The sequence below is a fragment of the Vineibacter terrae genome (genome assembly GCF_008039615.1).
GTDB lineage: Bacteria > Pseudomonadota > Alphaproteobacteria > Reyranellales > Reyranellaceae > Vineibacter > Vineibacter terrae.
On sequence record NZ_VDUZ01000017.1, the window covers coordinates 63,752 to 83,343 of the forward strand.

A 19,592-nucleotide genomic window follows, 5' to 3' on the forward strand; every position below is an offset into this window, starting at 1 on the left:
ACCTTCCAATCAGGTCCGGCCCTGCTGCGCCTCGGCGGCGAGCTTGTCCTGGGCCATCGGGTCGTGGGCCATGATCTCGCCCTTGAACACCCAGACCTTGACGCCGCACGTGCCGAACGTGGTGAAGGCCGTGGCGGTGCCGTAGTCGACATCGGCGCGCAGCGTATGCAGCGGCACGCGGCCCTCGCGGTACCACTCCATGCGCGCGATCTCGGCGCCACCCAGGCGGCCGGAGCAGTTGATGCGGATGCCGCCGGCGCCCAGCCGCATGGCCGACTGCACGGCGCGCTTCATGGCGCGGCGGAACGCGACGCGGCGCTCGAGCTGCTGGGCGATGCTCTCGGCGATCAGGGTGGCGTCGATCTCGGGCTTGCGGATCTCGACGATGTTGAGGCTGACCTCGCCCGAGCTCGAGAGCTTGGCCAGGTCCTGGCGCAGCTTCTCGATGTCGGCACCCTTCTTGCCGATCACCACGCCGGGGCGTGCCGTGTGAATGGTCACGCGTGCCTTCTTGGCCGGGCGCTCGATCACGATCTTGCTGACGCCGGCCTGCGCCAGACGCCCGCGCAGGAACTTGCGCAGCCGCAGGTCCTCATGCAGCAGGTTGGCGTAGTCGGCTCCGGCGTACCAGCGCGAGTCCCAGGTGCGGTTGACGCCCAGGCGAAGCCCGATCGGGTTGACTTTCTGACCCATTACTCCGTCTCCTCCGCCTGCTCGCGTTCCTTCACCACGATGGTGAGGTTGCTGAACGGCTTCAGGATGCCGGCGCCGCGGCCGCGGGCACGGGCGTGGAAGCGCTTCAGGACCAGCGCCTTGCCGACGCTGGCTTCGCTGACCACCAGGCGATCGACGTCGAGCTGGTGGTTGTTCTCGGCATTGGCGATCGCCGACTCCAGCGCCTTGCACACGTCGGCGGCGATGCGCTTGCGCGAGAACTTGAGCTCGTTGACCGCGGCCGACGCGGTCATGCCGCGGATCTGCCCGGCCACGAGGTTGAGCTTGCGCGGGCTGACGCGGATCATCCGCGCCACCGCCTTGGCTTCGGTCTCCGCCAGATGGCGGGGGGAGGCTGGCTTGCTCATGATCCGCCCTACCTCGAGACCTTCTTGTCGCCACCGCCGGCATGGCCGTGGAACACGCGGGTCGGCGCGAACTCGCCGAACTTGTGACCGACCATCTCCTCGTTCACCTGCACCGGGATGAACTTGTGGCCGTTGTAGACGCCGAACGTGAGCCCGACGAACTGCGGCAGGATGGTCGAGCGCCGCGACCAGGTCTTGATGATTTCGTTGCGGGTCGACTGACGGGCGGCATCTGCCTTCTTCAGCAGATAGCCGTCCACCATCGGACCTTTCCAGACGGAACGTGCCACGATCGTCCTCCTCTGACCCGCTCAGCGCGCCGCGTGGCGGCGACGGACGATAAAGCGATCCGTCGACTTGTTGCTGCGAGTCTTCTTGCCCTTGGTCGGCTTGCCCCACGGCGTCACCGGATGGCGTCCGCCCGAGGTGCGTCCCTCGCCGCCGCCATGCGGGTGATCGATGGGGTTCATCGCCACACCACGATTGACCGGCTTGCGGCCCAGCCAGCGCATGCGGCCGGCCTTGCCGTAGTTCACGTTCTGCTGGTCGGGGTTGCTGACCGCGCCGACCGTGGCCAGGCACTCGCCGCGCACCATGCGCACCTCGCCCGAGGACAGCTTGAGCTGGGCGTAGCCCGCATCCTTGCCGACGAGCTGGCAGTAGGTGCCGGCCGAGCGGGCGATCTGGCCGCCCTTGCCCGGCTTCATCTCGACGTTGTGCACGATGGTGCCCACCGGCATGCTGGCCAGCGGCATGGCGTTGCCCGGCTTGATGTCGACGCGCCCGCCCGACACCACCTGGTCGCCGGCCTTCAGGCGCTGCGGCGCCAGGATGTAGGCCAGCTCGCCGTCCTGGTACTTGACCAGGGCGAGGAACGCGGTGCGGTTGGGATCATACTCCAGGCGCTCCACCGTCGCCGGCATGTCGAACTTGCGGCGCTTGAAGTCGACCGTGCGATAGCGGCGCTTGTGGCCGCCGCCGCGATGCGGACCGGTGATGCGGCCATGATTGTTGCGGCCGCCGGTGTTGTGCTTGCCCTCGGTCAACGCCTTGACAGGCTTGCCCTTGTGCAACCCCGACCGGTCCACCAGCACGAGCTGGCGGAGCGACGGCGTCACCGGCTTGTAGGTTTTCAGTGCCATGGTTCAGCCCTGCCTCACAGACCCGTGGTGACGTCGATCTTGCTGCCCTCGACCAACGAGACGACAGCCTTCTTCCAGTCGCCGCGCTGGCCGCGGATGCCACGGAAGACCTTCTTCTTGCCGCCGACCACGATGGTGTTCACCGCCTTGACCTTGACGTTGAACAGGCCCTCGACGGCAGCCTTGATCTCAGGCTTGCTGGCGTCGATCGGAACCTCGAACGTCACCTGGCCATGGGCGCTGCCATGGGTCGACTTCTCGGTGATGACCGGCCGGCGCACGAGCTCGTACATGCGCGCGCGCGACAGGGTCGGCTTGGCGGCGACGCTCATTGCAGGCGCTCCTCGAGATGCTTGACCGCGTCGCGGGTGAGCACGAGCGTGTCACGACGCAGGATGTCGTAGACGTTGGCACCCTGCTGCGGCAGCACGTCGAGCTGGGCGATGTTGCGCGCGGCGCGGGCGAAGTTGATCTCGATCTCGGCGCCGCCGATGATCAGCGCGCTGCCGATGCCGAGCTTCTTCAGCGAGGCGGCCAGCTGGCCGGTCTTGGGCTCGGCCACCGTGGCGGCATCGAGCACCATCAGCTTGCCGTCGGCCGCCTTGGCGGCCAGCGCCGAGCGCAGCGCCATCTTGCGCACCTTCTTGGGCAGGTCGATCTCGTGGCTGCGGTTGACCGGACCGAAGGCCTTGCCGCCGCCGCGGAACTGCGGCGCGGCGCGGTTGCCGTGGCGGGCCCGGCCGGTGCCCTTCTGCGACCACGCCTTCTTGGACGTGGCCTTGACCTCGGAACGGCCCTTGGACTTGTGCGTGCCGGCGCGACGGCGCGCCAGCTGCCACACGACGCAGCGCTGCAGGATGTCCTTGCGCACCGGGGCGGCGAACACGGCGTCGGCGAGCTCGATCTCACCGGCTTCCGCGCCGTCAATGGTAACGACATTGAGCTTCATGACATCAGCCCTTGTTCGCTTCGGCGTCAGCCGCCGGCGCATCTGCCGCCGCCGTCTTCAACCCGGCCGGGAACGGCACGTCGCCGGGGGCCTTGCGCTTGGCCGCATCGCGGATCAGCACATAGGCGCCCTCATAGCCGGGCACGGCACCCTGGACCAGGATCAGGCCGCGCTCGACGTCGGTCGACACGACCTTGAGGTTCTGGGTGGTGACGCGCTCGGCGCCCAGGTGACCCGCCATCTTCTTGTTGGGGAAGGTGCGGCCGGGATCCTGGCGGTTGCCGGTCGAGCCGTGGCTGCGATGCGAGATCGACACGCCGTGGGTGGCTTCCAGGCCGCGGAAGTTCCAGCGCTTCATGGCGCCGGCGAACCCCTTGCCGAGGCTGGTGCCGGTGACGTCCACGAACTGGCCGGCCAGGAAATGCGTGGCAGCAATCTCGGCGCCGACCGGCAGCAAGGCGTCCTTGCTGACCCGGAACTCGACCAGCTTGCGCTTGGGCGGCACGCCTGCCTTGTCGAAGTAGACGCGCATGGCGTCCGACATGCCGCGGCCGCGCATCGCCGTGCCGTTCTTCTTCTTCTTGGCCTTGACCTTGCCCTTGCCGATGCCGAGCTGAACGGCGTTGTAGCCGTTCTTCTCCTCGGTGCGGACAGCCACGACCTGGACGTTGTCCAGCTTCAGCACGGTCACTGGCACATGCTCGCCGGCGTCGTTGAAGACGCGGGTCATGCCGACCTTTTGTGCGACCAGTCCGGTACGCATGGTTGAATCCCCTCGCTCCTGCCCGTTACTGGCCGAGCTTGATCTCGACGTCGACGCCGGCGGCGAGGTCGAGCTTCATCAGCGCGTCCACGGTCTGCGGCGTCGGATCGACGATATCGAGCACGCGCTTGTGCGTGCGCATCTCGAACTGCTCGCGCGACTTCTTGTCGATGTGCGGCGAGCGGTTCACGGTGAAACGCTCGATCCGGGTCGGCAGCGGAATCGGCCCGCGCACGCGGGCGCCGGTTCGCTTGGCCGTGCTGACGATCTCGCTCGTCGACTGGTCGAGGATGCGATGATCGAAGGCTTTAAGCCGGATGCGGATATTGGTGCTGTCCATGACCTGCTCCGTGGCGCAGCGCGGCGAACCTCGCCGCGCCCGGTGCCTTGACTACTTGACGATCTTGGTGACGACGCCGGCGCCGACGGTGCGGCCGCCTTCGCGGATGGCGAAGCGCAGGCCCTCATCCATCGCGATCGGCTGGATCAGCTCGACCTCCATCCGCGCATTGTCGCCCGGCATCACCATCTCCGTGCCCTCGGGCAGCTTGCACACACCCGTCACGTCCGTCGTGCGGAAGTAAAACTGCGGACGGTAGTTCGTGAAGAACGGCGTGTGGCGACCGCCCTCCTCCTTCGTCAGGATGTACGCCTCGGCATGAAACTGCGTGTGCGGCGTGATCGACCCGGGCCGCGCCAGAACCTGGCCGCGCTCAACGTCCTCGCGCTTCGTGCCGCGCAGCAGCGCGCCGATGTTGTCCCCCGCCTCGCCCTGGTCCAGCAGCTTGCGGAACATCTCAACGCCCGTCACCACCGTCTTGACCGTGTCCTTCAGGCCAACGATCTCGATCTCCTCGCCGACCTTCACCACACCGCGCTCCACACGGCCCGTCACAACCGTCCCGCGACCCGAGATCGAGAACACGTCCTCGATCGGCATCAGGAACGGCTTGTCCTTGTCGCGCATCGGCTGCGGAATGTACGCGTCAACCGCCTCCATCAGCTTCAGCACCGCCTGCTCGCCGATCTCGGGCTGCTTGTCCTCCAGCGCGCACAGCGCCGAGCCACGGATCACCGGGATCTGGTCCCCGGGGAACTGGTACGACGACAGAAGCTCCCGCACCTCAAGCTCCACAAGGTCCAACAGCTCGGGGTCGTCAACCATGTCCACCTTGTTCATGAACACCACCAGCGCCGGCACCCCGACCTGGCGCGCCAGCAGGATGTGCTCCCGCGTCTGCGGCATCGGACCGTCCGCCGCTGAAACCACCAGGATCGCACCGTCCATCTGCGCCGCGCCCGTGATCATGTTCTTCACGTAGTCCGCGTGACCGGGGCAGTCCACGTGCGCGTAGTGCCGGTTCGCCGTCTCGTACTCAACATGCGCCGTCGAGATCGTGATGCCGCGCTCGCGCTCCTCAGGCGCCCGGTCAATCTGGTCGTACGCCGTGAACGTCGCACCGCCTGTCCGCGCCAGGATCTTCGTGATCGCCGCCGTCAGCGATGTCTTGCCATGGTCAACGTGCCCGATCGTTCCGATGTTCACGTGCGGCTTGTTCCGCTCGAACTTGCTCTTCGACATGGTTCTGTTCCTTCCGGATCACCTGATTCGGGCTTACGCCAGCTTCGCAACCACTTCGTCGGCCACGGCCTGCGGCACCGGCGCGTAGTGGTCGAACACCATCGAGTACGCCGCGCGTCCCTGGGTCATCGAGCGCAGCGTGTTCACGTAGCCGAACATGTTGGCCAGCGGCACCATGGCATTGATGACCTGCGCGTTGCCGCGCGCTTCCATGCCCTGGATCGTGCCGCGGCGGCTGTTGAGGTCACCGATGCAGTCGCCCATGTAGTCCTCCGGCGTCACGACCTCGACCTTCATGATCGGCTCCAGCAGCTTGCACTGGGCCTTCTGCAGCGCCTCTCGGAACGCGGCGCGGGCCGCGATCTCGAAGGCCAGCACGCTGGAGTCGACGTCATGATAGGCGCCGTCGATCAGCTTTACCGAGAAGTCGATCACCGGGAACCCGGCCAGCACACCGGTCTCGCGCGACGCCGCCAAGCCCTTCTCGACGCCGGGGATGTATTCCTTCGGCACCGTGCCGCCGACGACCTCGCTGGCGAACGCGTAGCCCGAACCCGGCTCGCCCGGCTCGAACACCAGCTTGATGCGGGCGAACTGGCCCGAACCGCCGGTCTGCTTCTTGTGCGTGTAGTCGTGCTCGACACGGCGGCCCAGGGTCTCGCGATAGGCGACCTGCGGCGCGCCGACGTTGCAATCGACCTTGTAGGTGCGCTTGAGGATGTCGACCTTGATCTCGAGATGGAGCTCGCCCATGCCCTTGATGATGGTCTGCCCGCTCTCCGGGTCGGTCTGGACGCGGAAGGTGGGATCCTCCTGCACCAGCTTCCCTAGCGCCTGGGACATCTTCTCCTGGTCACCCTTGGTCTTCGGCTCGATCGCGAGCTCGATGACCGGCTCCGGGAAGTCCATCTTCTCGAGGATCACCGCCGACTTGGGATCGCACAGCGTGTCGCCGGTGGTGACCGTCTTGAGCCCGGCCAGCGCCACGATGTCGCCTGCCCGCGACTCGTCGATATCCTCGCGGTTGTTGGCATGCATCAGCAACATGCGGCCGACGCGCTCGGAGCGGTCCTTGGTGCTGTTCAGCACGCCGCTGCTCTTCTGCAGCACACCGGAGTAGACGCGCACGAAGGTCAGCGAGCCGACATGCGGGTCGGAGATGATCTTGAACGCCAGGCCGGAGAACGGCGCGTCATCCCGGCTGGGCCGCGTATCGGGCTCGCCCGTCTTGACGTTGGTGCCCTTCACGTCCGGCCGGTCGTTCGGCGCCGGCAGGTAGTTCACCACGGCGTCCAACATCGGCTGCACGCCCTTGTTCTTGAAGGACGAGCCGCACAGCACCGGTACGAACGCATACGAGATCGTGCCCTTGCGGATGCACTTGATCAGCGTCGGGTAGTCCGGCTCCTCGCCGCCGAGATACTTCTCCAGCGTCTCGTCGTCCTGCTCGACAGCCAGCTCGACCAGCTTGGCGCGGTACTCCGCCGCCTGCTCCTTCAGGTCGTCAGGGATGTCGGCGTGCTCGAACTTGGCGCCCAACGTCTCCTCGAGCCACACGATCGCCTTGTTGGCGACCAGGTCGACGACGCCCTTGAAGCCCGACTCGGTGCCGATCGGAATCTGGGTGACCAGCGGCACCGACCCGAGCCGGTCCTTGATCATGTCGACCGTACGCCAGAAGTTGGCGCCGGTGCGGTCCATCTTGTTGACGAAGCACATGCGCGGCACGCCGTACTTGTCGGCCTGGCGCCACACGGTCTCGGACTGCGGCTCGACGCCGGCCACCGAGTCGAACACGCAGACGGCACCGTCGAGCACGCGCAGCGAGCGCTCGACCTCGATGGTGAAGTCAACGTGGCCTGGCGTATCGATGATATTGACCCGGTACTGCTCGCCGCTGAACGGACCTTCGGTCGGCTTCCAGAAACACGTCGTGGCCGCCGACGTGATGGTGATGCCGCGCTCCTGCTCCTGCTCCATGAAATCCATGGTCGCAGCGCCGTCGTGCACCTCACCGATCTTATAGCTCTTGCCGGTGTAATAGAGGATGCGCTCGGTCGTCGTCGTCTTGCCGGCGTCGATATGCGCCATGATACCGATGTTTCGGTAGCGCTCGATGGGAGTAGTGCGGGCCATGGTGTTGGCGACCTTCTGGGCGAATGGCGGGCCAGTCCGAGGGGAACGGACCGGCTACCAGCGGTAGTGGGCGAACGCCTTGTTGGCGTCGGCCATGCGGTGAGTATCTTCGCGCTTCTTGACCGCGGCGCCGCGACGGTTGGCGGCATCCAGCAGCTCGGCCGACAGCTTGTCGACCATGCTGTTCTCCGAGCGGCTGCGCGCGGCCTGGATGATCCAGCGGATCGCCAGCGCCTGGCGCCGCTCGGGGCGAACCTCGACCGGCACCTGATAGGTGGCGCCGCCGACACGGCGCGAGCGCACCTCGACCGCCGGCTTCACGTTCTCGATCGCCTCGTGGAACACCGGCAGCGGCTCCTGCTTGGCACGCTCCTCGATACGGTCCAGGGCGCCGTAGACGATGCCTTCGGCAACCGACTTCTTGCCGTCGTACATCAGCGTGTTCATGAACTTGCTGAGCACGAGGTCGCCGAACTTGGCGTCCGGGTTGATTTCGCGCTTCTCGGCGCGGCGGCGGCGGGACATGGCAGGCTCCTACTTCGGTCGCTTGGCGCCGTACTTCGAGCGCCGCTGCTTGCGGTCCTTGACGCCCTGCGTGTCCAGCGTGCCGCGGATGATGTGGTAGCGCACGCCCGGCAGATCCTTGACGCGGCCGCCCCGGATCATGACCACCGAGTGCTCCTGCAGGTTGTGGCCCTCGCCCGGAATGTAGCTCACCACCTCGTAACCGTTGGTCAGGCGCACCTTGGCGACCTTGCGCAGGGCCGAGTTCGGCTTCTTCGGCGTTGTCGTGTAGACGCGTGTGCAGACGCCCCGCTTCTGCGGGCAGGACTGCATCGCCGGCACCTTGTTGCGGTACACCGGAGCGATCCGCGCCTTGCGAATCAACTGGTTGATGGTGGGCATCCGTCTCCGATCCTTCGACCGACCGCCTGAAACTTGCCGCCGTTCACCACTTGCCCGACCTGAGCACGCCGTCCTCTCCCCAGAGGGAATGCCGAAACGCCAATAGCCAACGAGCGCTGGCTTTGCCCTTTCGGGTGGACGGCCTACCAGATCGGCCGAAGCAGTGTCTGTCGCGGTACCTGTCGGGCGAAACTGCGTCTAGGCTCTCGCCTACCGCCAGTCCCTCCGAAAAGTGGGCGGGTTATATGGGCCGCACCCCGTGCCGTCAAGCATACAGGCGTAAAAAGCGACGTTTTTTCCGAGGTTTGACGTCGCACTCAAAGTGAGTCGCAAATCCCGACAATAGGGCAATTAAATTGCCTCAAGCCGGGCCTTCCCACAAACAATTGGGCCGCCTCCCGGGAGAGGCGGCCCATATCTTGTGGTTGCAAGCCTACCTTACTCGGCGGGCACCTTCTCCCGCAGCGCCTGCTCGTCCGGCTGCTCCATCGGCGTGGCGGCGGCCGGCGCCGGAACCGCCTGCGCCTCCAGCATCTCACGGTCGCGCTTGGCCGCGATCTCCTTCAGCCGGTTCATGACGCCGCCCGTGCCGGCCGGGATCAGCCGCCCGACGATGACGTTCTCCTTGAGGCCGAGCAGCGTGTCGACGCGGCCGGACACGGACGCCTCGGTGAGCACGCGGGTGGTCTCCTGGAACGACGCCGCCGAGATGAACGACTTGGTCTGCAGGCTCGCCTTGGTGATGCCCAGCAGCACCGGCTCGCCCTTGGCCGGCCTGAGGCCTTCGGTCTCGAGCTTGGCGTTGGTCTCCTCGAACTCCAGCTTCTCGACCTGCTCCCCGATCAGGAAGGTGGATTCGCCAGGGTCGACGATCTCGATCTTCTGCAGCATCTGACGCGCGATCGTCTCGATGTGCTTGTCGTTGATCTTCACGCCTTGCAGCCGGTAGACGTCCTGGATCTCGTTGACGAGGTACTTGGCCAGCTCCTCGATGCCCAGCACGCGCAGGATGTCGTGGGGCACGGGGTTGCCGTCCATCAGCAGGTCGCCGCGCTCGACAAAGTCGCCTTCCTGGACGCTGATGCGCTTGCCCTTCGGGATCAGGTATTCCACCGGATCGCCGCCGTCGGCGGGCACCACCAGCAGGCGGCGCTTGTTCTTGTAGTCCTTGCCGAACTCGACGCGGCCGGGCATCTCGCTGATGATCGCGAAATCCTTGGGCTTGCGCGCCTCGAACAGCTCGGCCACGCGCGGCAGACCGCCGGTGATGTCGCGCGTCTTGCTGCCTTCGCGCGGGATGCGCGCGAGCACGTCGCCGGCCTTGACCGCCTGGCCGTTCTCGACCGACAGCACCGAGTCGACGAGCAGCGGGTAGCGGGCCTCCTGGCCGTTGGCGAGCAGGACGGGCTTGCCCTCCTCGTCCATGATGGCGATGCGCGGCCGCAGGTCGCCGCCACGCGACTGGCCCTTCCAGTCGACGACGACGCGGTTGGAGATGTAGGTCGCCTCGTCGATGACCTCGCGCATGGAGGTGCCTTCGACCAGGTCGACATAGGTCGCGGTGCCGCTCTTCTCGGTGATGACCGGCAGCGTGTAGGGATCCCATTCCGCGAGCTTCTGGCCCTTGGTCACCTGCACGTCGTTGTCGACCAGCAGGCGCGAGCCGTAGGGCACGCGGAAGCGGGCACGCTCGCGCTCGTTGGCGTCGATCAGCACCAGCTCGGTGTTGCGGCCCATGACGACCGGCACGCCCTCGCCGTTGATGACGATGTTGCGGTTCTTCACCACCACACGGCCGTCATGCGAGGCCTCGACGTTGGACTGCTCGGCGGCGCGCTGGGCGGCGCCGCCGATGTGGAAGGTACGCATCGTGAGCTGCGTGCCGGGCTCGCCGATCGACTGGGCGGCGATGACGCCCACGGCCTCGCCGATGTTGACCGGCGTGCCGCGCGCCAGGTCGCGGCCGTAGCAGGTGGCGCACACGCCCCACTTGGTCTCGCAGGTCAGCACCGAGCGGATCTTGACCTCCTCGATGCCGGCCTTGCCGATGGCGTCGACGTCGTCCTCCTGGATGAGCTCGCCGGTTTCGACGATCACATTGCCGTTCAGCGGGTCGACGATGTCCTCCAGCGCCGAGCGCCCGAGGATACGCTCGCCCAGCGGCTCGATCGTGTGCGGGCCGTTCATCACCGCGCGCATGGCAAGGCCGTGCTTGGTGCCGCAATCCGGCTCGGTGACGATGCAGTCCTGCGCCACGTCGACCAGGCGGCGGGTGAGGTAGCCCGAGTTCGCCGTCTTGAGCGCCGTGTCGGCCAGGCCCTTGCGGGCGCCGTGGGTCGAGTTGAAGTACTCGAGCACCGACAGGCCTTCCTTGAAGTTGGCGATGATCGGCGTCTCGATGATCTCGCCCGACGGCTTGGTCATCAGGCCGCGCATGCCGGCGAGCTGCTTCATCTGCGCCGCCGAGCCGCGGGCGCCGGAGTGGGACATCATGTGCACCGAATTGATCGGCTCGCCCTTCTTCGGCGTCGAGATGCCCCGCATCATCTCCTCGGCGACCTTCTCCGAGCAGCGCGTCCAGGCGTCGACGACCTTGTTGTACTTCTCGCCGGCGGTGATCAGGCCTTCCTGATACTGCTGCTCGTACTCCTTCACCTCCTTCTGGGTGTCGGTGACCAGCTTCTCCTTGCGCGCCGGGATGACGAGGTCGTCCTTGCCGAAGGAGATGCCGGCCTTGCACGCCTGGCTGAAGCCCAGCGCCATCAGGCGGTCGGCGAAGATCACCGTCTCCTTCTGGCCGCAGTGGCGGTAGACCGCGTCGATGACGTTCTGCACGTCCTTCTTGATGAGCAGCGTGTTGACCAGGGAGAACGGCACGTTCTGGTGCCGCGGCAGGATCTCCGACAGCAGCATGCGGCCGGGCGTGGTGCCGACCACACGCGTCACCGGATTGCCCTGCTCGTCGACCGTGTGCAGGCGGGCCTTGATCTTGGAGTGCAGGGTGACGGCGCCGGCTTCCAGCGCATGCTGGATCTCGCCCATGTCGGCGAAGGCCATGCCCTCGCCGGGCTCGCCCTCACGCTCCATGGTGATGTAGTAGATGCCGAGCACGATGTCCTGCGACGGCACGATGATCGGCTTGCCGTTGGCCGGGCTGAGGATGTTGTTGGTCGACATCATCAGCACGCGGGCCTCGAGCTGGGCCTCCAGCGACAGCGGCACGTGCACCGCCATCTGGTCGCCGTCGAAGTCGGCGTTGAAGGCGGTGCAGACCAGCGGATGCAGCTGGATCGCCTTGCCTTCGATCAGCACCGGCTCGAACGCCTGGATGCCCAGGCGGTGCAGGGTGGGCGCGCGGTTGAGCAGCACGGGATGCTCGCGGATCACCTCCTCGAGGATGTCCCACACCTCCGGCCGCTCCTTCTCCACCATGCGCTTGGCCGCCTTGATGGTGTTGGCCATGCCGTAGGCCTGCAGGCGCGAGTAGATGAACGGCTTGAACAGCTCCAGCGCCATCTTCTTGGGCAGGCCGCACTGGTGCAGCTTCAGCTCGGGACCGACCACGATCACCGAGCGGCCCGAGTAGTCGACGCGCTTGCCCAGCAGGTTCTGCCGGAAGCGGCCCTGCTTGCCCTTGAGCATGTCGCTGAGCGACTTCAGCGGCCGCTTGTTGGCGCCGGTGATGACGCGGCCGCGGCGGCCGTTGTCGAACAGCGCGTCGACAGCCTCCTGCAGCATGCGCTTCTCGTTGCGCACGATGATGTCGGGCGCGCGCAGCTCGATCAGCCGCTTCAGGCGGTTGTTGCGGTTGATGACGCGGCGGTAGAGGTCGTTGAGGTCCGACGTCGCGAACCGGCCGCCGTCCAGCGGCACCAGCGGACGCAGCTCAGGCGGAATGACCGGCACGACCTCGAGGATCATCCACTCGGGCCGGGCGCCCGACTCGACGAAGGCCTCGATCATCTTCAGGCGCTTGACCAGCTTCTTGCGCTTGGCCTCGGACGTCGTCTCCTTGAGGTCCTCACGCAGCGTCTTGCGCTCCTGCTCCAGGTCGATGCCGACCAGCATGTCCTTGAGCGCCTCGGCACCGATCTTGGCGGTGAAGTTCTCCTCGCCGTGCTCCTCCTGGGCCCGGATGTACTGCTCCTCGGACAGCAGCTCGCGGTACTTCAGCGAGGTCATGCCCGGCTCGATGACGACGTAGTTCTCGAAGTACAGGATGCGCTCGAGATCCTTGAGCGTCATGTCGAGCAGCAGCCCGATGCGGCTGGGCAGCGACTTGAGGAACCAGATATGCGCCACCGGCGAGGCGAGCTCGATGTGGCCCATGCGCTCGCGGCGCACCTTGGTCAGGGTCACCTCGACGCCGCACTTCTCGCAGATGATGCCGCGGAACTTCATCCGCTTGTACTTGCCGCACAGGCACTCGTAGTCCTTGATCGGGCCGAAGATGCGGGCGCAGAACAGCCCGTCCCGCTCCGGCTTGAACGTGCGGTAGTTGATGGTCTCCGGCTTCTTGATCTCGCCGTAGCTCCACGAGCGGATGCGCTCCGGGCTCGCGATCGCGATGCGGATGTAGTCGAAGGTCTGCGGGCCCTGGGGCTGCCCGAGGACGTTGATCAGGTCGGTCATGGTCCGATACTCCTGACGCGCGCCGCCTGTGGCGGCTCTTGTTCCGTAAGAGGGCTAAAGGCGGGACGGCGGTGGCGCCGTCCCTAGAGGGGCTTGTGTTCGAGCTCGACGTTGAGGCCCAGCGAGCGCAGCTCCTTGACCAGCACGTTGAACGATTCGGGGATGCCGGCCTCGAAGGTGTCGTCGCCGCGCACGATGGCCTCGTAGACCTTGGTGCGGCCCGACACGTCGTCCGACTTCACGGTCAGCATCTCCTGCAGCGTGTAGGCGGCGCCGTAGGCCTCCAGCGCCCACACCTCCATCTCGCCGAAGCGCTGGCCGCCGAACTGCGCCTTGCCGCCCAGCGGCTGCTGGGTGACCAGGCTGTAGGGGCCGATCGAGCGGGCGTGGATCTTGTCGTCGACCAGGTGGTGCAGCTTCAGCATGTAGATGTAGCCGACGGTGACCTTGCGGGCGAACGGATCGCCGGTGCGGCCGTCGACCAGTGTCACCTGGCCGGACTTGTCCAGCCCCGCCTGCTCCAGCATGGTGACGATGTCGTCCTCGCGCGCGCCATCGAACACCGGCGAGGCGAACGGCACGCCGTGGCTGAGGTTGCTGCCCAGCTGCACGACCTGCTCATCCGACAGGTCGGCGACGTCCGACTTGTAGGCCCGCTCGCCGTAGATGTCCTTCAACGAGCGCCGCAGATCGGCGGCCTTGACCAGGCCATCGTTGACCTGCCCGGCCAGCTGGCCGAGCCTGCGCCCGAGGCCGGCCGAGGCCCAGCCGAGATGGGTCTCGAGGATCTGGCCGACGTTCATGCGGCTGGGCACGCCCAACGGGTTGAGCACGATGTCGACCGGCGTGCCGTCCTCGAGGTACGGCATGTCCTCGGCCGGCATGATGCGCGAGATCACGCCCTTGTTGCCGTGGCGGCCGGCCATCTTGTCGCCCGGCTGCAGCTTGCGCTTCACGGCCACGAAGACCTTGACCATCTTCATCACGCCCGGCGGCAGCTCGTCGCCGCGCTGCAGCTTGTCGACCTTGTTCTCGAAGCGGTCCTGCAGCCGCTTGAGCGATTCGTCGAACTGTGCGTTCAGCGCCTCGATCTGCTTCATCCGCGCGTCTTCCTTGACGGCGATCTGGCGCCACTGGCCGGGCGTGAACTCCGAGAGCACCTTCTCGGTGATCTTGGTGCCCGCCTTGGCGCCCTTCAGGCCGCCGGACACGGTCTCGCCCAGAAGCAGCGCCTGCAGCTGGCCGTAGAAGCTGCGCTCCAGGATCGCCTTCTCGTCGTCGCGGTCCTTGGCCAGGCGCTCGATCTGATCGCGCTCGATCGCCAGCGCACGCTCGTCCTTGTCGACGCCGCGGCGGTTGAAGACGCGGACCTCGACGATCGTGCCCTGCACGCCCGGCGGCACCCGCAGCGAGGTGTCGCGCACGTCGGAGGCCTTCTCGCCGAAGATGGCGCGCAGCAGCTTCTCTTCCGGAGTCATCGGCGATTCGCCCTTGGGCGTCACCTTGCCGACCAGGATGTCGCCGGCCTGCACCTCGGCGCCGATATAGACGATGCCCGCCTCGTCGAGGTTGCGCAGCGCTTCCTCGCCGACGTTGGGGATATCGCGGGTGATCTCCTCCTGGCCCAGCTTGGTGTCGCGGGCCATCACCTCGAACTCCTCAATGTGGATCGAGGTGAAGACGTCGTCGCTGACGATCCGCTCGGAGATCAGGATCGAGTCCTCGAAGTTGTAGCCGTTCCAGGGCATGAACGCGACCAGCACGTTGCGGCCCAGGGCCAGCTCGCCGTTGTGCGTCGAGGGGCCGTCGGCGATGATCTCGCCGCGCCGCACCGTGTCGCCGACCTTCACCAGGGGCTTCTGCGTGATGCAGGTGCTCTGGTTCGACCGCTGGAACTTCAGCAGGTTGTAGATGTCGACCGCCGGGGTGCCGGGACCGGTGTCCTCGGTGGCGCGCACGACGATGCGCGTCGCGTCGACCTGATCGACCACGCCGGACCGGCGGGCGACGATGGTGACGCCCGAATCGCGTGCGACGATCTCCTCCATGCCGGTGCCGACCAGCGGCGCATCGGCACGCAGCAGCGGCACCGCCTGACGCTGCATGTTCGAGCCCATCAGGGCGCGGTTGGCGTCGTCGTTCTCGAGGAACGGGATGAGCGCCGCCGCCACCGACACGACCTGCTTGGGCGACACGTCGATGAAATCGATGGTGTCGGGCCGCGCCAGGATGTATTCGCCGCCCTTGCGGCAGGACACCAGCTCGTCGGCGAAGCGGCCGCGCGGGTCGAGCTCGGCGTTGGCCTGGGCGATGGTGTAGCGCCCTTCCTCCATGGCCGACAGGTAGATGACCTCGTCGCCGACCTTGCCGCCGGCCACCTTGCGGTACGGGCTTTCGATGAAGCCGTACTGGTTGACGCGGGCATAGGTGGCCAGCGAGTTGATCAGGCCGATATTGGGGCCTTCCGGCGTTTCGATCGGGCAGATGCGGCCATAGTGCGTCGGATGCACGTCGCGCACCTCGAAGCCGGCGCGCTCGCGGGTCAGGCCGCCCGGCCCGAGCGCCGACAGGCGGCGCTTGTGCGTCACCTCCGACAGCGGGTTGGTCTGGTCCATGAACTGGCTGAGCTGCGAGGAGCCGAAGAACTCGCGCACCGCCGCCGCCGCCGGCTTGGCGTTGATCAGGTCGTGCGGCATCACGGTGTCGATGTCGATCGAGCTCATGCGCTCGCGGATCGCGCGCTCCATGCGCAGCAGGCCGACCCGGTACTGGTTCTCCATCAGCTCGCCGACCGAGCGCACCCGGCGGTTGCCGAGATGGTCGATGTCGTCGATCTCGCCGCGGCCGTCCTTCAGATCATGCAGCACCTTGACCACGGCGATGATGTCCTCGCGGCGCAGCACGCGCACCGAGTCGGGCACGCCCTCGAAGCCCAGGCGCATGTTCATCTTGACGCGGCCGACGGCCGAGAGGTCGTAGCGCTCGGGGTCGAACAGCAGGCCGTTGAACAGCGTCTCGGCCGTCTCCACGGTAGGCGGCTCGCCCGGACGCATGACGCGGTAGATCTCCATCAGCGCGTCCTCGCGCGTCTGGTTCTTGTCCGCCATCAGCGTGTTGCGCAGATAGCCGCCGACGCTGACATGGTCGATGGCGAGCACTTCCAGCGCGTCGATCTTGTTCTCGGCAAACGTCTTCAGCGTCGCCTCGGTGATCTCGTGACCGGCCTCGATGTAGATCTCGCCCGTCTTCTCATTGATCACGTCGCGGGCCGCGTACTTGCCGACCAGCTCCTCATCGAGGACGCGGATCTCCTTGAGGCCCTGCTCGGCCAAGCGGTTCAGGAGCCGCGGAGTCATCTTGGTGCCGGCCTCGGCCACCGCCTTGTTGGTCTTGGCGTTGACCAGATCGTGCGTCAGCTTGGTGCCGCGCAGCGCGTCGGCGTCGAAGTCGGTGCGCCAGCCTTCCTTGTCGCGCTTGTAGACGTGCTGGCCGTAGAATGCCGACAGGACGTCCTCCTGCGACAGGCCCACCGCCTCGCCGGGCTCGAGCTGCTTGCTCTTGGTCTGCAGCTCGGCGCGCTTCTTGGCCGTCTCGTCGTTGTCGAGCGCCAGCAGCAGCGTCGTCACCGGCAGCTTGCGGCGACGGTCGATGCGGACATGGATCAGGTCCTTGGCGTCGAACTCGAAGTCGAGCCACGAGCCGCGATAGGGGATGATGCGGGCGGCGAACAGGTACTTGCCCGACGAATGGGTCTTGCCCTTGTCGTGGTCGAAGAACACGCCCGGCGAGCGGTGCATCTGCGAGACGATGACGCGCTCGGTGCCGTTCACGACGAAGGTGCCGTTGGCCGTCATGAGCGGCATGTCGCCCATGTAGACGTCCTGCTCCTTGATGTCGCGGATCGAGCGCGAGCCGGTCTCCTCGTCGACGTCCCAGACGACGAGCTGCAGCGTGAGCTTCAGCGGCGCCGAATAGGTGATGCCGCGCTGCTGGCATTCCTCGACGTCGTACTTGGGCTCCTCGAACTCGAACTTCACGAACTCGAGGCTGGCACGCTCGGCGAAATCCTTGATCGGGAAGACGCCGCGGAACACTTCCTGCAGGCCGATATTGGTGCGCTTCTCCGGCGGCACGTGCATCTGCAGGAACTGATCGTACGAGCTCTTCTGGACCTCGATCAGGTTCGGCATCGGCGCGGCGGCGGCGATGCGGCCAAACGGGCGACGAATCCGGGTACGGGCGTTGAATGACGTGGCCATGCTCTTCCTCGGCACTTCCGCGAGAGGGCGAGGCGGACAAACCCCGACTGCTGTCTCGGAACCGGCGATCCGCTACGTCGCCAATCCCATCCGTTGCAGAGGGCCACTTGACGGGACCGGCGGTGCAAGGCGCCGGTCCGATGAAGGGGCCCCTGGGGGCGCCGGCTTGCCGCCTGACGCCCCCAGGAGAACGTTGCTTACTTCAGCTCGACCTTGGCGCCTTCGGCCTCGAGCTTCGCCTTCATCTTGTCGGCGTCGGCCTTGGGCACGCTCTCCTTGACCGCCTTCGGAGCGGCCTCGACCAGGTCCTTGGCCTCCTTCAGGCCCAGGCCGGTCAGCTCGCGCACGACCTTGATGACGTTGATCTTCTTGTCGCCGGCAGCGGCGAGCACGACGGTGAACTCGTCCTTCTGCTCGGCGGCGGCCGGCGCGGCACCTGCGCCCGGCGCGGCAGCGACCGCAACCGGCGCGGCGGCCGAAACGCCCCACTTCTCTTCCAGCAGCTTGCTGAGCTGCGCCGCCTCGATGACGGTCAGCGCCGAGAGCTGGTCGACGATCTGTTCCAAATTGGCAGCCATTGTCTTTCTCCGAATATCCCGATGTTGGCGTTGGCGATCGGCTTAAGCCGCCTGGCCGGAAGTGTCCTTGGATCCGTACGCGCCCATGACGCGCGCCAGCTGGCCGGCCGGCGCCTGCACGACACCGGCGATGCGGGTTGCCGGCGTCTGCAACAGCGCCAGCAGACTGGCCCGCAGCTCATCGAGCGACGGCAGCGCCGCCAGCTGCTTGACGCCCTCGGCGTCCAGCGTCTGGCCGTTCAGCGAGCCGCCGACGATGGTCAGCTTCTCGTTGTCCTTGGCAAAGGCAGAAACCGCCTTGGCCGCGGCAACCGGATCCTTGGACGAGGCGATCGCGGTCGGACCCGTCAGAAACGAGCCGATATCCTTGAACGCCGTCCCTTCCAAAGCGAGACGGGTGAGCCGGTTCTTCGACACTTTGTAGCTGGCGCCCGCTGCCCGCACCTTGCGGCGCAGGTCGGAAACTTCCGTCACCGTCAGGCCCGACTGGCGAGTCACCACCAGCAGGTTGACGGCCTGGAAGTCCTTGTTCAGCGAAGCGATCAGCTCTGCCTTCTCAGAGCGGTTCACTTGACGTCTCCGAACATGGCCCGACCTGCCGCAGCGGATCGGACCGACTACACAAGAACCGCCCCTCTGTCGGGCGCGGCCCGGTTTCCCATCCCGGAAGACCGGGCTCGGAGGGGACTGGCCACCTCGTCATTCCCGTTCCACCGTCTGCGCAGGCGGGTCGCCCCTTTAAGCCGCCCCCGAAGGATTGGCGCCGGCGGTCTCGGACAGGTCGGAGCCACCTCCGAGGAGATGGCTCCCATCGGCCGATGGGCGAACCCGCCGGCCAATCTCGTCACGGCTGGGCCTTGCAGGCTCAGCCCTGCAGGGTCGCGACGTCGAGCTTGACGCCGGGCCCCATGGTCGAGCTGAGCGACACCTTCTGGATGAAGGTGCCCTTGGCCCCGGTCGGCTTGGCGCGGCTGATCGCGCCGACGAACGCCTTGACGTTCTCCGTGATCGCCTGCTCGCTGAAGCTCGCCTTGCCGACGCCGGCATGCACGATGCCGGCCTTCTCGGCACGGAACTCCACCTGGCCGGCCTTGGCTGCCTTGACGGCAGTTGCGACATCGGGTGTCACGGTGCCCAGCTTCGGGTTCGGCATCAAGCCGCGCGGACCCAGCACCTTGCCCAGCCGGCCGACGATGCCCATCATGTCGGGCGTCGCAATGCAGCGGTCGAAGTTCATCTCACCGGCCGTGATCTTCTCGGCCAGATCTTCGGCGCCGACAATGTCGGCCCCCGCCGCCTTGGCCGCCTCGGCCTTGTCGCCGCGCGCGAACACCGCCACACGCAGCGTCTTGCCGGTGCCGTTGGGCAGCTCGACGACGCCGCGCACCATCTGGTCGGCGTGGCGCGGGTCGATGCCGAGATTCATCGCGATCTCGATGGTCTCGTCGAACTTCGCCTTGGCGCCTGATTTGACGATCTTGACGGCATCGGTAAGCCCGTAGGCCTTGCCGCGCTCGACACCTTCGCTCGCCTTGCGGAAGCGCTTGCCTGGTTTCGCCATGG

17 protein-coding genes are annotated in these 19,592 nt (G+C 66.6%); all 17 read right to left on the reverse strand.

The genetic code is table 11. The features are described from left to right. Positions 1-9 precede the first annotated feature (9 nt). The 17 genes from rpsC to rplA all read right to left on the reverse strand — a co-directional run bounded on the left by rpsC (position 10) and on the right by rplA (position 19,590). Entirely contained in the window at positions 10-693 is a 684-nt protein-coding gene (rpsC, locus tag FHP25_RS16280; RefSeq protein WP_147848004.1) for a 30S ribosomal protein S3, read from the reverse strand. After that, positions 693-1,082 (reverse strand): 50S ribosomal protein L22, encoded by a 390-nt coding sequence (gene rplV, locus FHP25_RS16285; RefSeq protein ID WP_147848005.1) that lies wholly within the window; start codon positions 1,080-1,082, stop codon positions 693-695. The genes rpsC and rplV overlap by 1 nt, the downstream gene beginning before the upstream one ends. 8 nt (positions 1,083-1,090) lie before the next feature. Then, complete coding sequence (rpsS, locus tag FHP25_RS16290) at positions 1,091-1,372, reverse strand: 30S ribosomal protein S19 (RefSeq protein WP_147848006.1); 282 nt, start codon at positions 1,370-1,372, stop codon at positions 1,091-1,093. Positions 1,373-1,393: 21 nt separating this feature from the next. Beyond that, positions 1,394-2,224 carry a 50S ribosomal protein L2 gene (gene rplB / locus FHP25_RS16295; RefSeq protein WP_147848007.1) on the reverse strand — a complete coding sequence of 277 codons (831 nt, stop codon included), beginning with the start codon at positions 2,222-2,224 and terminating at the stop codon, positions 1,394-1,396. Positions 2,225-2,238: 14 nt separating this feature from the next. After that, a complete protein-coding gene (locus FHP25_RS16300) occupies positions 2,239-2,556 on the reverse strand; it encodes a 50S ribosomal protein L23 (protein ID WP_147848008.1) in 318 nt (105 codons plus the stop codon). Beyond that, positions 2,553-3,173, reverse strand: coding sequence for a 50S ribosomal protein L4 (rplD, locus tag FHP25_RS16305; protein WP_147848009.1), 621 nt, complete (start codon positions 3,171-3,173; stop codon positions 2,553-2,555). Before rplD ends, FHP25_RS16300 begins: the two co-directional genes overlap by 4 nt. A 4-nt stretch (positions 3,174-3,177) precedes the next feature. Next, positions 3,178-3,936, reverse strand: a complete 759-nt coding sequence (gene rplC / locus FHP25_RS16310) for a 50S ribosomal protein L3 (protein WP_147848010.1) — start codon at positions 3,934-3,936, stop codon at positions 3,178-3,180. A 25-nt stretch (positions 3,937-3,961) separates the two neighbouring features. Then, positions 3,962-4,276, reverse strand: coding sequence for a 30S ribosomal protein S10 (rpsJ, locus tag FHP25_RS16315; RefSeq protein WP_119263508.1), 315 nt, complete (start codon positions 4,274-4,276; stop codon positions 3,962-3,964). Positions 4,277-4,327: 51 nt separating this feature from the next. Further along, complete coding sequence (tuf, locus tag FHP25_RS16320; RefSeq protein WP_147848011.1) at positions 4,328-5,518, reverse strand: elongation factor Tu; 1,191 nt, start codon at positions 5,516-5,518, stop codon at positions 4,328-4,330. 33 nt (positions 5,519-5,551) lie between these two features. Beyond that, complete coding sequence (gene fusA, locus FHP25_RS16325) at positions 5,552-7,654, reverse strand: elongation factor G (protein ID WP_147848012.1); 2,103 nt, start codon at positions 7,652-7,654, stop codon at positions 5,552-5,554. A gap of 54 nt (positions 7,655-7,708) precedes the next feature. Beyond that, entirely contained in the window at positions 7,709-8,179 is a 471-nt protein-coding gene (gene rpsG, locus FHP25_RS16330; protein WP_146544052.1) for a 30S ribosomal protein S7, read from the reverse strand. A gap of 9 nt (positions 8,180-8,188) precedes the next feature. Continuing rightward, positions 8,189-8,560, reverse strand: a complete 372-nt coding sequence (rpsL, locus tag FHP25_RS16335) for a 30S ribosomal protein S12 (RefSeq protein ID WP_147848013.1) — start codon at positions 8,558-8,560, stop codon at positions 8,189-8,191. Between the two features lie 438 nt (positions 8,561-8,998). After that, on the reverse strand, positions 8,999-13,192 hold the full coding sequence (rpoC, locus tag FHP25_RS16340; RefSeq protein ID WP_147848014.1) for a DNA-directed RNA polymerase subunit beta': 4,194 nt from the start codon (positions 13,190-13,192) through the stop codon (positions 8,999-9,001). Positions 13,193-13,275: 83 nt separating this feature from the next. Further along, a complete protein-coding gene (rpoB, locus tag FHP25_RS16345) occupies positions 13,276-17,451 on the reverse strand; it encodes a DNA-directed RNA polymerase subunit beta (RefSeq protein ID WP_147848015.1) in 4,176 nt (1,391 codons plus the stop codon). A 197-nt stretch (positions 17,452-17,648) separates the two neighbouring features. After that, entirely contained in the window at positions 17,649-18,029 is a 381-nt protein-coding gene (rplL, locus tag FHP25_RS16350; RefSeq protein ID WP_147848016.1) for a 50S ribosomal protein L7/L12, read from the reverse strand. A 42-nt stretch (positions 18,030-18,071) separates the two neighbouring features. Next, entirely contained in the window at positions 18,072-18,599 is a 528-nt protein-coding gene (gene rplJ / locus FHP25_RS16355; RefSeq protein ID WP_147848017.1) for a 50S ribosomal protein L10, read from the reverse strand. 295 nt (positions 18,600-18,894) lie between these two features. After that, positions 18,895-19,590: a 50S ribosomal protein L1 gene (gene rplA, locus FHP25_RS16360; protein ID WP_147848018.1), complete on the reverse strand. Its 696-nt coding sequence runs from the start codon at positions 19,588-19,590 to the stop codon at positions 18,895-18,897. Between the last annotated feature and the right edge of the window lie 2 nt (positions 19,591-19,592).

What these genes read in the sequence shown, in the direction of transcription:
- rpsC (WP_147848004.1), bottom strand. Translation starts at nt 693, where the DNA reads ATGGGTCAGAAAGTCAACCCGATCGGGCTTCGCCTGGGCGTCAACCGC.
- rplV (WP_147848005.1), bottom strand. Translation starts at nt 1,082, where the DNA reads ATGAGCAAGCCAGCCTCCCCCCGCCATCTGGCGGAGACCGAAGCCAAG.
- rplB (WP_147848007.1), bottom strand. Translation starts at nt 2,224, where the DNA reads ATGGCACTGAAAACCTACAAGCCGGTGACGCCGTCGCTCCGCCAGCTC.
- FHP25_RS16300 (WP_147848008.1), bottom strand. Translation starts at nt 2,556, where the DNA reads ATGAGCGTCGCCGCCAAGCCGACCCTGTCGCGCGCGCGCATGTACGAG.
- rplD (WP_147848009.1), bottom strand. Translation starts at nt 3,173, where the DNA reads ATGAAGCTCAATGTCGTTACCATTGACGGCGCGGAAGCCGGTGAGATC.
- rplC (WP_147848010.1), bottom strand. Translation starts at nt 3,936, where the DNA reads ATGCGTACCGGACTGGTCGCACAAAAGGTCGGCATGACCCGCGTCTTC.
- rpsJ (WP_119263508.1), bottom strand. Translation starts at nt 4,276, where the DNA reads ATGGACAGCACCAATATCCGCATCCGGCTTAAAGCCTTCGATCATCGC.
- tuf (WP_147848011.1), bottom strand. Translation starts at nt 5,518, where the DNA reads ATGTCGAAGAGCAAGTTCGAGCGGAACAAGCCGCACGTGAACATCGGA.
- fusA (WP_147848012.1), bottom strand. Translation starts at nt 7,654, where the DNA reads ATGGCCCGCACTACTCCCATCGAGCGCTACCGAAACATCGGTATCATG.
- rpsG (WP_146544052.1), bottom strand. Translation starts at nt 8,179, where the DNA reads ATGTCCCGCCGCCGCCGCGCCGAGAAGCGCGAAATCAACCCGGACGCC.
- rpsL (WP_147848013.1), bottom strand. Translation starts at nt 8,560, where the DNA reads ATGCCCACCATCAACCAGTTGATTCGCAAGGCGCGGATCGCTCCGGTG.
- rpoC (WP_147848014.1), bottom strand. Translation starts at nt 13,192, where the DNA reads ATGACCGACCTGATCAACGTCCTCGGGCAGCCCCAGGGCCCGCAGACC.
- rpoB (WP_147848015.1), bottom strand. Translation starts at nt 17,451, where the DNA reads ATGGCCACGTCATTCAACGCCCGTACCCGGATTCGTCGCCCGTTTGGC.
- rplL (WP_147848016.1), bottom strand. Translation starts at nt 18,029, where the DNA reads ATGGCTGCCAATTTGGAACAGATCGTCGACCAGCTCTCGGCGCTGACC.
- rplA (WP_147848018.1), bottom strand. Translation starts at nt 19,590, where the DNA reads ATGGCGAAACCAGGCAAGCGCTTCCGCAAGGCGAGCGAAGGTGTCGAG.